The following is a 12,862-nucleotide window of genomic DNA, read 5'->3' as shown; positions in this document are numbered from 1 at the left end:
TCGCAAGAGGTGGCGCGCCGAATATTCCCGGAGTCGATCAGACGACCGCCGCGTCGCCGAACGTCATCCGCAGGTCCGGGATCGTGGTCGTCATCAGGGCCCGGCGGGGCAGACCGAGTGAGCGCAGCTCGTCGGCGATGGGATGGCTGCCGAGTCGCAGTTCGGCGCCGCCGATCCGAGTGCGGACCCCGGTCGGATTCATGTCCCACGCGGTGTGACGGGTGACGCCGTCGAGGTGCGAGTACGCCTCCACGGAGGCGTTGGCGCCGCCGCCGGGGGTGTGGATGCCCTGCTTGACGGTCAGTTCAGCGATGAGTCGGCCGTCCTGGCTGACCGCGCCGCGTCGGACCGGGCTGACGTGGTCGGCCTCGAAGTCGGCCAGGATCTTCGGGAAGCCCCAGATGCCGCGCCCGGCGGCCAGGGTGAACTCGCCGTCGACCGGGAGTTGATGGATCAGTGCTCCCGCGCTGCCGCCGGCCAGCGACCGCAGGTCGCCGAGCACTGACGTCCGTCCACGCCGTCGGTGGTTGCGGACCATGAACGTGACGCCGAATTCGTTGTACGGCCCGAGATCGCCGTCGACGTAGTCGACGAAGACCAGCCCGCACAGTCCGCGGCCGGGCCGGTACTGCAGGATCTCGAGCCCGGTGTGGCTGATGAGCCGCTGGGCAGCCTTCGTAGGGACGGAGTGCATGGCCATGAACGCCGACGCCGCCCGGACCTCGACCGGCATGTCGACCTGCTTGCCGAGCACCAGGTGCGAGCTCACCGCGACACCACCCCGCGCAGACCGTCGGCGCCGTAGACCTGCTCGAGCATGTCGGCGACGAGGGCCCACGCGATGCCGAGACCGATGCCACTGCCGCCGCCCGTCACCAGGATCGATCTGCCCGCAAACGCTCCGGAGTTGGTATCCGAAGTCATCACGTCTCCCATCGTGCGTCCGATACCCGCAGATAGTAGGAACTAGTTCTATTCCCGGGGACGGTTTGGGAGATTCTCGAGGCTTCCGGGCGAGCGCTGCGCAGCGAACCTTCCCATTCGCCGGGACACCGGTCTTGTAGCGGTGAGCAGGTGCTGTGAACCTGGGTGATCGGACCCGAGAGAGGCGCCTGTTCCCTCCAGGACGGCGGCCTGTTTGCCTTCCGGATTCGAGATGCCGAACGCAAGAGAGGAAAAGTCACTTGGGAGAGGTCCGCCGAGCCGATTTGCATCCTGAGGTGGAAGCCATGCTGGACGTGCTCGAGTCCAGCTTCCCGGACGTCACGAAGTACTCGGCTCACGAGCTTCGTGAAATCATCGCCTCGCGTCGAGCGCCGCTTACCCGCACGCCCGACATGCAGGTCGCGCGCGACGTCGTCATCGACGGTCCGGGCGGAGACTTGCCGTTGCGCGTGTATGTCCCCCACACCGAGGCAAACGATCCGCTACCGGTGATCGTGTTCGCCCACGGTGGCGGATTCGTCTTCTGCGGCCTGGATTCCCACGACGAGCTCTGTCGTTCGATGGCGGACGCGGTGGATTCGGTGGTCGTCTCGGTCGACTACCGGCTCGCGCCGGAGCACAGCGCGCCCGCAGCGATGGAGGATGTCTACGCAGCGCTGCTGTGGACCGCAGAGAATGTCGGTGAGTACGGCGGGGACCCGGGTCGTATCGCGGTCGCCGGCGACAGCGCCGGCGGGAATCTCGCGGCGACGGTGTCGCTGGCGGCGCGGGAGCGAGGTGCTCCGCGCATCGCAGCCCAGATCCTCATCTATCCGGTCATCGACGACGACTTCACGACCGAGTCGTACCAGCAGTACGGCGTGGGTTACTACAACACGACGAAGGCGATGCGCTGGTACTGGGAGCAGTACGCGCCCGGTGACAGGACTAGCGAGTTCGTTGTCCCCACCCGAGCCGCATCGCTGGCGGGGCTCCCCCCGGCGCTCGTCGTCACGGCCGAGCTGGACCCGCCCTGCACGGCCGGCGACCAGTACGCCGAGCGTCTCGCGGCCGACGGCGTACCCGTGATCGCGCATCGCTTCGACGGCCTGTTCCACGGGTTTCTCACCTTCCCCAAGCTCTCGCTCACGGGTCCGGCTCGTCTCGAGCTGTGGCAGCTGATTCGGCGCGTGCTGAAGCTGGGTGAATCCTCAGCGAGCTGACGTCCATCTCGTTCCGCGGCCCTCTGGACCTCTTCGGTCCAGGGGGCCGCGGTCGCTTCTTTGCCGATGTCGTTGTAGCCCTTTCCTTCGCGTAGCCGGCGATGCCACGCGCATTGCCTGAAACCCCTCCGCAGGCGGCAGCGGATGCCGCTCTTCCTTCGTGGTCTGGGGGGGAGAGGTGGTCTCGGGCGGTTCGGGTCAGGCGGCCGACGGACCAGGCCGTCACTGCGTCGAGGATGTCCGATCTGCGCCCTCGGAACTCGGAAAAATGGCTGGTTGAACCTTCATTCAGCAGTGTTTTCAACGGTTGGTGGGCCGGTCAAGGGCCCGTACCGAAGGAATGTCGCTTGAATATATTCAGGTTTTGAACGATCATTCTGCTTCGGGACTCGGATCTGACTCCGACGTCCGTTCCGCGCCTACGAGGAGGGTTCTGGATGACACCGTTCGCCGTGCCCGGTGTCGACTTCGGTCTTGGACGCTTGCACCATGTCGGCATCGTGGTGAAGGACGTCGATGCCGCGGTGCGGCACTTCGAGGAGATCTACGGCGTCTCGATACGCCTGTTCTCCGAGTCGCACTACCAATGCCAGATCGATGGTGTCGAACACTCGACGGTGCAACGCCTCGGGCTGACCGCGGATGGCCCCCCGTATCTGGAGCTGTTGCGTGAAGTCCCGGGTTCTCCCGTGTGGCAGAGCGGTTCGGGCATCCATCATCTCGGATTCGTGGTCGAGGACCTGGCCCGAGCGTCGAACGAGCTCGAACGGCGAGGCGCACCACTGTGGATGGGCGGTGTTCGCGACGGCGAGTGCCCTGCCGGTACCGCCTACCACCGGGATGCCCTGGGCCTGACGATCGAGCTGCTCGATCGCGCCACCGAGGTGCGGTTGGCCAACCGATCGAAACGGGCGTAGGTACGTCTGGGCCGCGTCGGATGCCGGGTCGGAAAACCGACCCGAAACGGGAGTGCTCACCCCGCGAAAAATTGGAAATTCGGGATCGTGAGGTCAATGTGAGAATGCAAGGAAAAGTTGTGCTGGTTACCGGCGCGGCGCAAAGCCAGGGCCGTAATCACGCGGTAGCCATGGCGACCGAAGGCGCCGACGTCATCGCAATCGATGTCTGCCGGCAGGAGGATCTCGTCCCGTACACGATGGGGACCAGCGAGGGGCTTGCGGAGACGGCGCGCATGGTCGAGGCGACCGGACGCCGCGCTCACGTCGCGGCGGTCGATGTCCGCGACCGCAATGGGTTGCAGCGAGCCGTCGCCGAAGGCGTCGAGAACCTGGGACGGTTGGACGTCGTCGTCGCCAATGCATCGATCTGTACCGTCCAACCCACGAGGAGGTTACCGAGGAGCTCTGGCAGGTGACCCTCGACGTCAACCTCACCGGGGTGTGGAACACCTGCGCGGTGTCCATCCCGCACCTGGAAGCTGCCGGTGGCGGAAGCATCGTGATCACCGGGTCGACGGCGAGCACGGTCGGGCTCCCCTTCTACCTGCCGTACGTCGCGTCCAAGCACGCACTCACCGGGCTGTGCAGGTCACTCGCTCTCGAGCTCGCCAACCGGAACATCCGAGTGAACATGATCAACCCCACGGGAGTCGATACGCCGCAAGGGCATTCGCAGGTTCTTCCGGGACTGCTGGAACAGCGACCCGATCTCGCGCCCATCTTCGTCAACTCGTTGCCGGTCGAACGAATCGATGTCTCCGACGTCACTGGTGCGTTGATGTATCTCACCTCGACCGACGCTCGATACGTCACCGGCGTCTCGCTTCCGGTCGACGCCGGTTCGACCATCCGGTGACACGACCCGCACAGAATCGCCGAGGGCGTGGAGAGTTCACACAAGGAGGATTTTCGATGGGCGCGGAACATGCTGTCGTCACGGGCGGGTCGAGCGGGATCGGCGCCGCGGTCGTCGACCGGCTTCTCGCCAGAGACCTGAGGGTGAGTGTCTTCGACCTGAACGAACCCAGCTCCCCGCTGCCGGGCGTCGACTACTACCGGGTGGAAGTAACCGATCGCGACGAGGTGGAAGCGGCGATGGTGCGTGCGGGCGCGCACGTGTCGGCTCCCGACGTGTTGGTGACATGTCATGGGATCCGCGGATCCTACGTTCCCGCGCTCGAGCTCGAACCCGAAAGAGTCAGGCGGGTTTTCGACGTGCACGTGGTGGGAACGCTGATGGTCGCGTCGGCGTTCGCCCGTCCCCTGATCGGCGCAGGGAAGCCAGGATCGATCGTGACGATATCGTCGACGACCGCGTACGGCGGCTGGCAGCGACAGGCCGACTACGGACCGGCGAAAGCCGCAGTGCAACAACTGAGCAAGAACCTCGCGATCGAATGGGCGCCGCTGATCCGAGTCAACAGCATTGCCCCCGGCCATACCCTGACGCCGATGGTTCAGGAGATGATCGATCAAGGCTACGACGTGTCGGCCACGAAGGAACGCACGCCGCTGGGGCGGCTGTGCACGCCCGACGAGATGGCACGATCGATCGAACACCTCGCACTCGACGCCGGTTTCGTGACCGGAGTGTGCATGCCCGTCGACGGCGGATGGACGGCCGTAGGAAAATGAGCCGCACAAGTCTTCCCCGTCGGCGACTCGGCAACCGCAGTGTGCCGGCGATCGGATTCGGATCCATGACGATCACCCAGATCGCCGGCTATGACGTCGCGCGCGGACGTCGGGCGGTGCATGCCGCCCTCGACGCCGGCATCCGATTGTTCGACACCGCAGACGTGTACGGCCCCGCAGGTGGAGGTGACGGGGTCAACGAGTTGGCGCTGATCGATGCGCTGCGGACGTGGTCGGGACCAGTGGACGACGTCGTCGTGGCCACGAAAGGTGGCCACCTCCGCTTCCCCGAGACCGACACGTGGTGGATCGACGGAAGTCACCGACACCTCCGGAAGGCATGCATAGCGTCGATCCGGCGACTCGCTCTCGATTCGCTACCGCTGTACCAGCATCACCGACCCGACCCCCAACTTCCTTACGAGGAATCGATGCTCGCGCTCCGCGCCCTCCACGAGGAGGGACTGGTCGAGCGCGTCGGCATCTCCAACGCCGACGTCGACCGGATCGACGTCGCGCAGCGGATCCTCGGCGACGCCCTGGTGTCGGTGCAGAACGAGTACTCGCCTGCGGTCCGCTCCGCCGAAGCGGAGATACGGGCATGCGAGGAGCGTGGCCTGGCCTTCCTGTCGTGGGGCCCCTTCGGCGGCATGCGGCAGGCCAAGAGCCTCGGCGAGGACGGGTCGCCGTTCGCTGCGGTTGCACGAGCACGTGGGGTGAGCAGTCACCGGGTCGCCCTGGCCTGGCAGCTGCATCAGTCCCCGGTGGTGATCCCCATCCCGGGCGCCTCCCGGCCGGAATCCGTGATCGATTCGGTCGCTGCAGCAACGCTCGACCTGACATCCGACGAACTCGCCTTGCTCAACGCGTCGCCCGGGGCATGACCATCCCCGCCGCGCAAAAGGCCAGTCTCACCGTCGATTACGCGGGCGCCGCGGATTCAGCCGGTTCGCCCCGAAAGCGGGCTTCCATCGTCGGAGACACCGGGATGCGATGCACGATTCGTTCGGTGAGGGGAAGCGCCCGGATCGCGGTGATCGCGTCCCACTTGAACACTCCGCACTCACCGGTCGGAAGCCCGGGTGCTCGAAGACCGAGTCCTCGCTCGTCGACCAGCCAGACCTCGGGTGGGGTCAGCTGGTCGGCGCGACACGTCTGCTCTTCGATCGGTTCCGACGGCAGTGCGTACCCGGCGAGGACGGTGGTCATGTCGCCCTGGCGGTGTTCCTCGACCCAGGACACGGTGTGGTCGGCGACCCCGGCATCCCAGTCTCCTTCGCACGTGACGACACGTACCGGCGCGAACCCGTGCGGAATCGGCATCGGGTCGGGTACCGGTGGTGCAGTCTGCGGTTGGTCCGAGAAGCTCAGCAGATTGCCTGCGAGGCAAGTCGGTTCGACGAGCACCGACGCCCTCTGTTGCGGCAACGGCGCGTCCGATTCAGCGTCGGAACCGCCCGAACCGCAGCCCGCGGCCAGCGCGACCGCCAGCATCCCCATACACAGTTTCGAAGCCCCCATATCCGACAGGCTACGGATCGAGTGGTGGATCGTGGGCGAATCGCGGCGGTCAGCGGACGACCACATGCAGCCCGGCGCCTTCCCGCTGGGCTCGGCGTTAGTGCCTCCGGCGCTGTAGACGATCGTCGATCGTGCAGCCCGACTTGTAGTGAGTCAGCGAGCCCTGAGCGACCATTTCGTAGAGCATGCCGTCGTTGAAGTGCGAGCCCGTCGTGCCACCTGGCGCGATCGTGATGCGGCGCATGGCGATCCTCTCCCGACAGGGTGGGTGCGATCAACATCCTGCGGCAAGGGAACGGTGGGACGAGGGATTTTCGTGAATCGCGCCTACGCCGGTGCGCCCATGTTCATCTCGTCCGGATGGAAGCCGACCCGGGCGCCGTCGTCGAGGGTCGCGATGTCGGCCATGTCCTCGTCTGTGAGCTCGAAGTCGAACACGTCGATGTTCTGGGCGATCCGATTGTCGTGCACCGACTTCGGGATCACGATCAGACCGTTCTGCAGATGCCAGCGGACGAGAACCTGCGCCGGCGATTTGCCGTGCCGCTCGCCGACACTGGTGATGACGGGGTCGTCGAGCAGGGTGTTGGGCTTGGACGCGTCACCCCACCCGGAGTTGCTGGTGCCGCCGAGCGGGCTCCACGACTCCACGGCGATGCCGTGCAACGCGGCGAAGTCCCGAATCGCGTGCTGGGGGAGACGGGGGTGCAGCTCCACCTGGTCGACGGCCGGCAGCATGCCGCCGCGGTCGACGAGTTCCTGCAGGTGATGCGGCTCGAAGTTGCAGACCCCGATCGCCTTCGCGCGCCCGGATTCGGCGATCTGCTCGAGCGCGTCCCACGTGCGCAGGCGGGTCTCGTGGTTCTGCAGCGGCCAGTGGACGAGGTACAGGTCGACGTAGTCGAGGCCGAGCTGCGACAGGCTCGCGTCGAACGCCGAGAGCGTGGGCTCGTACCCCTGGTCGGAGTTCCACAACTTGGTGGTGACGAAGATGTCCTCGCGCGGGACCGACGAACTTCGGACGCCGCGGCCGACGCCCTCCTCGTTGCCGTATGCGGCGGCCGTGTCGATGTGCCGATACCCGGCTTCGTCGAGTGCGAAGCGGACGGCGTGCTCGGTCTCGTCGTTGGTGGCCTGCCACACGCCCAGGCCGAGCTGCGGGATGACTGTTCCGGAATTCAGGGCGATCTCTGGAGTGGTCATGAATCCAGGCTAGGCGCCTTTCACCGGCGGTTCGGACCACATGTGCGAGAGGAACTCGAAGCTGGGGATGTCGTCGAGCGAGATGATCGACTCGTAGATGCGGTCGTACGACGTCCGGGCGATGCGCCACCGGCCGTCGTCGTCGCGGCGGTAGCTGTCCCGGTAGTAACCGGCGCCCCGGATGAGGCGGCGGGCCGCGGGGACGATGACCGTGTCCTCGAACGCCCACGAGCCCTCAGCGGTGGAGCCGTCGACGGTGATCTCGGGATGGTTGGCGATGTGCACCGACGTGACCGCCGGTCCGAGGGCCTTCTGCATGAACCCGGCCAGCGCGTCGCGCCCCTCGAAGACGAGCGGCTCACGAAGCGCGTGCGTCCCGTACTCGGCGACGACGTCCTGCGCGAGCGTGTCCGCGAATTCGTCCCACCGCTTGAGGTCCAGGGTCCGGAAGTAGCGGTACTTGAGCTGACGGAGTTCTTCGAGGTCGTCGAGATCTCCCGAGGATCGATGCTCCACGTGTGGAGCATCGCACAAGCGCCCTGCGCTGTTGCCGTTTCGTTGATTCCCGAATGCCTCAGCGGTGATTGTCGGTGCTGACCCGCATGAGCTTCTCGCCGTACGGATCGAGATGATCGTCGGCCAGCCCTGAGTCGGTGATGATCAGGTCGACTTCGGCGAGCGTGGCCACCCGGGCCAGCGCTCTGTTCCCGAACTTCGAACTGTCCGCGACGACAGCCGAGTGGGCGGCGGCCGAGATCATCGCCCGTTTGATGGGGACTTCGAGTGTGTTCGTGTTGGTGATGCCGGCGGCAGGGTCGATGGCGTCCGCTCCGAGGAACGCCCAGTCGACGGAGTAGTCGGCGAGAAACTCCACGGACCGCTCGCCGACCAGCGTGAAGACCGACCCGAGGAGCTCTCCGCCGGTCACCAGGAGTCGTACGTCCGGGAAGGAGGCGACGTACTTTCCGATCCGTAGGTCGTTCGTGAGAATCGTCAGGTCGGACCGGTGTCGTAGTGCTGCCGCGATTTGGTAAGTGGTGGAGCCACTGTCGAGGATGACGCTCTGACCGTCGCTCACAAGATTCGCGGCCGCGTGAGCAATCGCGACCTTCTCGGCCCGGTAGCCGCCCTCTTTCACCACATACGGGACCTCGGACGTCGCGCCGACGACGGGGCGTGCCCCACCGTGTGTTCGTTCGGCCTTGCCCAGTCGAGCGAGGGCATCGAGATCCCGTCGGATGGTCGATGCGTCCACGCCCAGCTCTTGCGACAGCGCCTTCGCCTCCACGTAGCCGTCTGCAACGAGCCTGCGAAGTATGTCCTCGCGACGCTGCGCACTCCCGGACAAGCCACTTCCTCCTTGCGCGATGTCTCGGTTGGCGGCCGGACGGCCCGGCTGAGTATAGCCGTAGCCCTGCGCGGATATTGACAGATCGCGCACCTGTTTGCATGATTACGTGCAAAGCATGCGCGAATTCGCGCAAGTCGATCTCGGGCTGGATGCCACGCTGATTCCGAGGAGCTCCAATGCAAATAGGTCTGATCGGCCTGGGCCGGATGGGTGCGAACATGCGCGAGCGCATACACCGCGCCGGGCACGACGTGCTCGGGTTCGATCCTGCGAACGCCTCGAGAGACGTGGAATCGCTCGAGGATCTGGTCGCCCGACTGGCGGCCCCGAGACTGGTGTGGGTGATGGTTCCGGCGGGCGACGCGACTCGGTCCGTGATCGACCGGTTGAGCCGCCTGCTCGAGCCCGGCGACCTCGTCATCGAGGGGGGAAACTCCCGCTTCACCGACGACGAGGATCATGCCGAGTTGCTCGGAGGCCGGGGAATCGGTTACGTCGATTGCGGTGTGTCCGGAGGTGTTTGGGGTCTGCGAGAAGGCTTCGGTCTGATGGTCGGGGGCGCGGCAGACGACGTTTCACGCGCCATGCCGATCTTCGACGCGCTCAGGCCCACCGGCGAGCGCACGGACGGCTTCGTCCATGCCGGACCTGTCGGTGCGGGCCACTACGCGAAGATGGTGCACAACGCCATCGAGTACGGACTCATGCAGGCCTACGCGGAGGGCTACGAACTGCTCGCCGCCACTCCGCTCATCACCGACGCCGGCTCGGTCCTGAAAGCGTGGCAGCGCGGCACGGTCGTGCGGTCGTGGCTCCTGGAGTTGATGGTGACCGCAGCCTTGGACGATCCGGGCTTCGAACGAATCACCGGCTACACCGAGGACTCCGGCGAGGGGAGATGGGCAGTCGAGGAGGCGATCGCGCGCGCGGTCCCTGCGCCCGTCATATCTGCGGCGTTGTTCGCCAGATTCTCCTCCCGCCAATCGGATTCCCCTGCGATGAAGGCGGTCTCCGCGTTGCGCAATCAGTTCGGTGGTCACGGAGTTCGTCTGAAGGAGTTGCGCGCATGAATCTGCGGTTGGGGTACAAGGCGTCGGCCGAGCAGTTCGGCCCGCGGGAGTTGGTCGAGTTGGGCGTCCTCGCGGAGGCCCGTGGGATGGATTCGGCAACGGTCTCGGACCATTTCCAGCCGTGGCGGCACAACGGCGGCCACGCGCCGTTCTCGATCGCGTGGATGACGGCGGTCGGTGAGCGCACGGAGCGTCTGCAGTTGGGCACGTCGGTGATGACCCCGACGTTCCGCTACAACCCGGCGGTGGTGGCGCAGGCGTTCGCGACGATGGGGTGCCTGTACCCGGGGCGTGTGATGCTCGGTGTCGGTACCGGTGAGGCGCTCAACGAGATCGCGACCGGTTTCAAGGGCGAGTGGCCGGAGTTCAAGGAGCGGTTCGCGCGGTTGCGGGAGTCGGTGCAGTTGATGCGCGATCTGTGGACCGGCGACCGTGTGGACTTCGAGGGCGAGTATTACAGCACCAAGGGTGCCTCGATCTACGACGTCCCCGAGGGCGGTATCCCCGTCTATGTCGCGGCCGGCGGTCCCGTCGTCGCGCGCTACGCGGGCCGCGCGGGCGAGGGCTTCATCTGCACGTCGGGCAAGGGGATGGACCTGTACACCGAGAAGCTGATCCCGGCGGTGAAGGAGGGCTGCGAAAAGTCCGGGCGAAGGCTGTCCGATGTGGACCGGATGATCGAGATCAAGATCTCGTACGACACCGATCCGGCGGCCGCGCTCGAGAACACCCGGTTCTGGGCGCCGTTGTCGCTGACGGCCGAGCAGAAGCACAGCATCGAGGATCCGATCGAGATGGAGGCCGCGGCGGACGCGTTGCCGATCGAGCAGGTGGCCAAGCGGTGGATCGTCTCGTCCGATCCGGACGAGGCGGTCGAGATGATCAAGCCGTACCTGGACGCGGGCCTCAACCACCTGGTGTTCCACGCGCCCGGCCATGACCAGAAGCGGTTCCTGGACCTGTTCGAGCGCGACCTCGCACCGCGTCTGCGCGCGCTGGCATGAACACCGTCGATGTCACGAAATCCGCGTTGTGGCAGAAGCTTGCGGCGCATCAGGCCACCGTTTCGTCGACCGACCTGCGCACCCTGTTCGCGTCGGATCCGAGCCGCAGCCGCGACCTCGCCGTCACGGCGGGCGATCTCTACATCGATTTCAGCAAGCACCTTGTGACGCGGGAAACGCTCGACCTGCTGACAACGCTCGCGCGCTCGGCCGGTGTGGAAGAGCGGCGTGACGCGATGTTCGCCGGCGAGCACATCAACAGCACCGAGGGACGGGCGGTGATGCACACGGCTCTCCGTGCGCCGCGGGATGCCCGCCGCGTCGTCGACGGAGTCGACGTCGTCGGCGACGTGCACGACGTTCTCGACCGGATGTCGGTCCTCGCCGACCGCGTCCGCTCCGGCCTGTGGCGCGGCGCGACGGGCCGTCGAATCCGGACCGTCGTCAACATCGGGATCGGCGGATCCGACCTCGGACCCGCAATGGCCTACCGCGCACTGAGGCCGTACGTCGACGGTCCCGAGGTTCGGTTCGTCTCGAACATCGATCCGTCGGACCTGGCCTCGGCGCTGGCGGGACTCTCACCGGAGTCCACCCTGTTCGTCGTGGTGTCCAAGACGTTTGCCACGCTGGAGACGCTGACCAACGCGCACGCGGCCCGCAGGTGGTTGACGAGTGCCCTCGGCGAGGACGCAGTTCGACTCCACTTCGTGGCCGTGTCCACCGATCTCGCACGGGTCGACGCCTTCGGCATCGATCCGGCGAACATGTACGGCTTCTGGGACTGGGTAGGCGGTCGCTACTCGGTGGGATCGGCGGTCGGGCTCAGTCTGATGATCGCGATCGGGCCCGAACGGTTCCGCGAGTTCCTCCGTGGTTTCGACACGGTGGATGAACACTTTCGGGCGGAGCCGTCGGAGTCGAACGCTCCGGTACTGCTCGGGCTCCTGGGGATTTGGTACGCGAGTTTCTTCGAGGCCGATACGCATGCGGTACTGCCGTACGCGAACGACCTGTCGAGGTTCCCGGCCTATCTCCAGCAGTTGGTGATGGAGTCGAACGGTAAGTCGGTCCGAGCCGACGGCGACGCGGTGGGCGTCCAGACGGGTGAGATCTACTGGGGTGAGCCCGGGACCAACGGACAGCATGCCTTCCATCAGCTTCTCCATCAGGGCACACGCCTGGTCCCCGTCGATTTCATCGGGTTCGCGAACCCGTCGGAGGATGCCGCGACGATCGATCCCGAGGGAACGATGCACGAGGTGTTGGTCGCGAACATGTTCGCCCAGTCGAAGGTTCTTGCCTTCGGTCGGTCGGCGGAGGAGGTCGCGGCCGAAGGCGTGGCGCCGGAGATGGTCCCGCACAAGATCATGCCCGGAAACCGGCCGTCCACCACAATTCTCGCGCCCGCCTTGACGCCATCCGTGCTCGGCCAGTTGATCGCTCTCTACGAGCATGTGGTTTTCGTGCAGGGAACCGTCTGGGGCATGAATTCTTTCGATCAATGGGGAGTCGAACTCGGAAAGGCGACTGCCATCGAATTGGCGCCGACATTGTCGGGCATCGGCGAATCCCATTTAGACGTGGACACATCCACGGCGGAATTGTCGGCCGTTTACCGGAAGAAGAGGGTTGCGCGGTGCCCGCGCTGACCGTGCGCCTGCCGCCGGCACTGGCGGAGTCCTGGGATTGGCAGCTCGAGGCCGCCTGCCGAGGCACCGACCCGGGGGCATTCTTCTACCTGGACAACGAACGCGGCGAGGCGCGGGGAACCAGGGTTCGAGCCGCGAAGCTGATCTGTCGAAGCTGCCCGGTCAGGTCCGAATGCCTCGAGCACGCCCTCGATTCGCACGAGCATCACGGAGTCTGGGGTGGCCTGACCGAGGAAGAGCGCCGAGTTCTACGGTCGAGCGGGTAACCCGAACCCGGTTCCGGACACGGAAACGCCCGGTGGTCGCGACGAGGGACCACC

At 66.0% G+C, this 12,862-nt stretch carries 15 protein-coding genes and 1 pseudogene; 9 read left to right on the top strand and 7 right to left on the bottom strand.

From position 1 onward, the window contains the following. Window positions 1-37 precede the first annotated feature (37 nt). Together ABI214_RS10330 and ABI214_RS10325 are read right to left on the bottom strand one after the other, a co-directional pair. Window positions 38-769, bottom strand: a complete 732-nt coding sequence (locus ABI214_RS10330; RefSeq protein WP_348609753.1) for an acetoacetate decarboxylase family protein — start codon at window positions 767-769, stop codon at window positions 38-40. Beyond that, the gene (locus ABI214_RS10325; RefSeq protein ID WP_348609748.1) at window positions 766-924 is read right to left on the bottom strand and encodes a hypothetical protein; all 159 of its coding nucleotides are present in this window, start codon (window positions 922-924) and stop codon (window positions 766-768) included. Before ABI214_RS10325 ends, ABI214_RS10330 begins: the two co-directional genes overlap by 4 nt. 305 nt (window positions 925-1,229) lie before the next feature. Between ABI214_RS10325 and ABI214_RS10320 the strand changes: the two genes are divergently transcribed. The 5 genes and pseudogenes from ABI214_RS10320 (at window position 1,230) to ABI214_RS10295 (ending at window position 5,625) form a co-directional block, all read left to right on the top strand. Then, window positions 1,230-2,147 carry an alpha/beta hydrolase gene (locus ABI214_RS10320; protein WP_348609745.1) on the top strand — a complete coding sequence of 306 codons (918 nt, stop codon included), beginning with the start codon at window positions 1,230-1,232 and terminating at the stop codon, window positions 2,145-2,147. 437 nt (window positions 2,148-2,584) lie between these two features. Then, window positions 2,585-3,064, top strand: a complete 480-nt coding sequence (locus ABI214_RS10315) for a VOC family protein (RefSeq protein ID WP_348609741.1) — start codon at window positions 2,585-2,587, stop codon at window positions 3,062-3,064. A 20-nt stretch (window positions 3,065-3,084) separates the two neighbouring features. Next, window positions 3,085-3,962, top strand: a pseudogene (locus tag ABI214_RS25485) (mycofactocin-coupled SDR family oxidoreductase). A 56-nt stretch (window positions 3,963-4,018) separates the two neighbouring features. Beyond that, complete coding sequence (locus ABI214_RS10300; RefSeq protein WP_348609728.1) at window positions 4,019-4,741, top strand: SDR family NAD(P)-dependent oxidoreductase; 723 nt, start codon at window positions 4,019-4,021, stop codon at window positions 4,739-4,741. After that, window positions 4,720-5,625 carry an aldo/keto reductase gene (locus tag ABI214_RS10295; RefSeq protein WP_348609724.1) on the top strand — a complete coding sequence of 302 codons (906 nt, stop codon included), beginning with the start codon at window positions 4,720-4,722 and terminating at the stop codon, window positions 5,623-5,625. Before ABI214_RS10300 ends, ABI214_RS10295 begins: the two co-directional genes overlap by 22 nt. A 37-nt stretch (window positions 5,626-5,662) precedes the next feature. On the opposite strand, the gene ABI214_RS10290 is transcribed toward ABI214_RS10295, so the two are convergent. From ABI214_RS10290 to ABI214_RS10270, 5 genes are all read right to left on the bottom strand, one after another. Beyond that, on the bottom strand, window positions 5,663-6,262 hold the full coding sequence (locus ABI214_RS10290) for a hypothetical protein (RefSeq protein ID WP_348609721.1): 600 nt from the start codon (window positions 6,260-6,262) through the stop codon (window positions 5,663-5,665). Window positions 6,263-6,359: 97 nt separating this feature from the next. Beyond that, on the bottom strand, window positions 6,360-6,506 hold the full coding sequence (locus tag ABI214_RS10285) for a hypothetical protein (protein WP_348609716.1): 147 nt from the start codon (window positions 6,504-6,506) through the stop codon (window positions 6,360-6,362). Window positions 6,507-6,589: 83 nt separating this feature from the next. After that, the gene (locus tag ABI214_RS10280; RefSeq protein ID WP_348609713.1) at window positions 6,590-7,465 is read right to left on the bottom strand and encodes an aldo/keto reductase; all 876 of its coding nucleotides are present in this window, start codon (window positions 7,463-7,465) and stop codon (window positions 6,590-6,592) included. 9 nt (window positions 7,466-7,474) lie between these two features. Then, on the bottom strand, window positions 7,475-7,981 hold the full coding sequence (locus ABI214_RS10275; protein WP_348609710.1) for a nuclear transport factor 2 family protein: 507 nt from the start codon (window positions 7,979-7,981) through the stop codon (window positions 7,475-7,477). 58 nt (window positions 7,982-8,039) lie between these two features. Next, a complete protein-coding gene (locus ABI214_RS10270; RefSeq protein WP_348609705.1) occupies window positions 8,040-8,906 on the bottom strand; it encodes a DeoR/GlpR family DNA-binding transcription regulator in 867 nt (288 codons plus the stop codon). 86 nt (window positions 8,907-8,992) lie between these two features. On the opposite strand from ABI214_RS10270, the gene gnd reads away from it, so the two are divergent. From gnd to ABI214_RS10250, 4 genes are read left to right on the top strand one after another with little or no spacing between them, the layout of a single operon-like run. Beyond that, window positions 8,993-9,886: a phosphogluconate dehydrogenase (NAD(+)-dependent, decarboxylating) gene (gnd, locus tag ABI214_RS10265; RefSeq protein WP_348609701.1), complete on the top strand. Its 894-nt coding sequence runs from the start codon at window positions 8,993-8,995 to the stop codon at window positions 9,884-9,886. Continuing rightward, a complete protein-coding gene (gene fgd / locus ABI214_RS10260; protein WP_348609698.1) occupies window positions 9,883-10,890 on the top strand; it encodes a glucose-6-phosphate dehydrogenase (coenzyme-F420) in 1,008 nt (335 codons plus the stop codon). Before gnd ends, fgd begins: the two co-directional genes overlap by 4 nt. Further along, entirely contained in the window at window positions 10,887-12,542 is a 1,656-nt protein-coding gene (gene pgi, locus ABI214_RS10255) for a glucose-6-phosphate isomerase (RefSeq protein ID WP_348609695.1), read from the top strand. The genes fgd and pgi overlap by 4 nt, the downstream gene beginning before the upstream one ends. After that, a complete protein-coding gene (locus ABI214_RS10250; protein WP_348609692.1) occupies window positions 12,530-12,808 on the top strand; it encodes a WhiB family transcriptional regulator in 279 nt (92 codons plus the stop codon). The genes pgi and ABI214_RS10250 overlap by 13 nt, the downstream gene beginning before the upstream one ends. Window positions 12,809-12,862 lie beyond the last annotated feature (54 nt).

Origin of the sequence: Prescottella soli, from assembly GCF_040024445.1 — a bacterium.
Classification (GTDB): Bacteria; Actinomycetota; Actinomycetes; order Mycobacteriales; family Mycobacteriaceae; genus Prescottella; species Prescottella soli.
Note: the sequence above shows the minus strand (reverse complement) of the source record. Positions and strands in the feature narration are given on the sequence as shown.

Bases quoted from the DNA above. Each gene is read 5' to 3' on its own strand.
- ABI214_RS10325 (WP_348609748.1), bottom strand. From the start codon at position 924: ATGACTTCGGATACCAACTCCGGAGCGTTTGCGGGCAGATCGATCCTG.
- ABI214_RS10320 (WP_348609745.1), top strand. From the start codon at position 1,230: ATGCTGGACGTGCTCGAGTCCAGCTTCCCGGACGTCACGAAGTACTCG.
- ABI214_RS10315 (WP_348609741.1), top strand. From the start codon at position 2,585: ATGACACCGTTCGCCGTGCCCGGTGTCGACTTCGGTCTTGGACGCTTG.
- ABI214_RS10300 (WP_348609728.1), top strand. From the start codon at position 4,019: ATGGGCGCGGAACATGCTGTCGTCACGGGCGGGTCGAGCGGGATCGGC.
- ABI214_RS10295 (WP_348609724.1), top strand. From the start codon at position 4,720: ATGGACGGCCGTAGGAAAATGAGCCGCACAAGTCTTCCCCGTCGGCGA.
- ABI214_RS10290 (WP_348609721.1), bottom strand. From the start codon at position 6,262: ATGGGGGCTTCGAAACTGTGTATGGGGATGCTGGCGGTCGCGCTGGCC.
- ABI214_RS10285 (WP_348609716.1), bottom strand. From the start codon at position 6,506: ATGCGCCGCATCACGATCGCGCCAGGTGGCACGACGGGCTCGCACTTC.
- ABI214_RS10280 (WP_348609713.1), bottom strand. From the start codon at position 7,465: ATGACCACTCCAGAGATCGCCCTGAATTCCGGAACAGTCATCCCGCAG.
- gnd (WP_348609701.1), top strand. From the start codon at position 8,993: ATGCAAATAGGTCTGATCGGCCTGGGCCGGATGGGTGCGAACATGCGC.
- fgd (WP_348609698.1), top strand. From the start codon at position 9,883: ATGAATCTGCGGTTGGGGTACAAGGCGTCGGCCGAGCAGTTCGGCCCG.
- pgi (WP_348609695.1), top strand. From the start codon at position 10,887: ATGAACACCGTCGATGTCACGAAATCCGCGTTGTGGCAGAAGCTTGCG.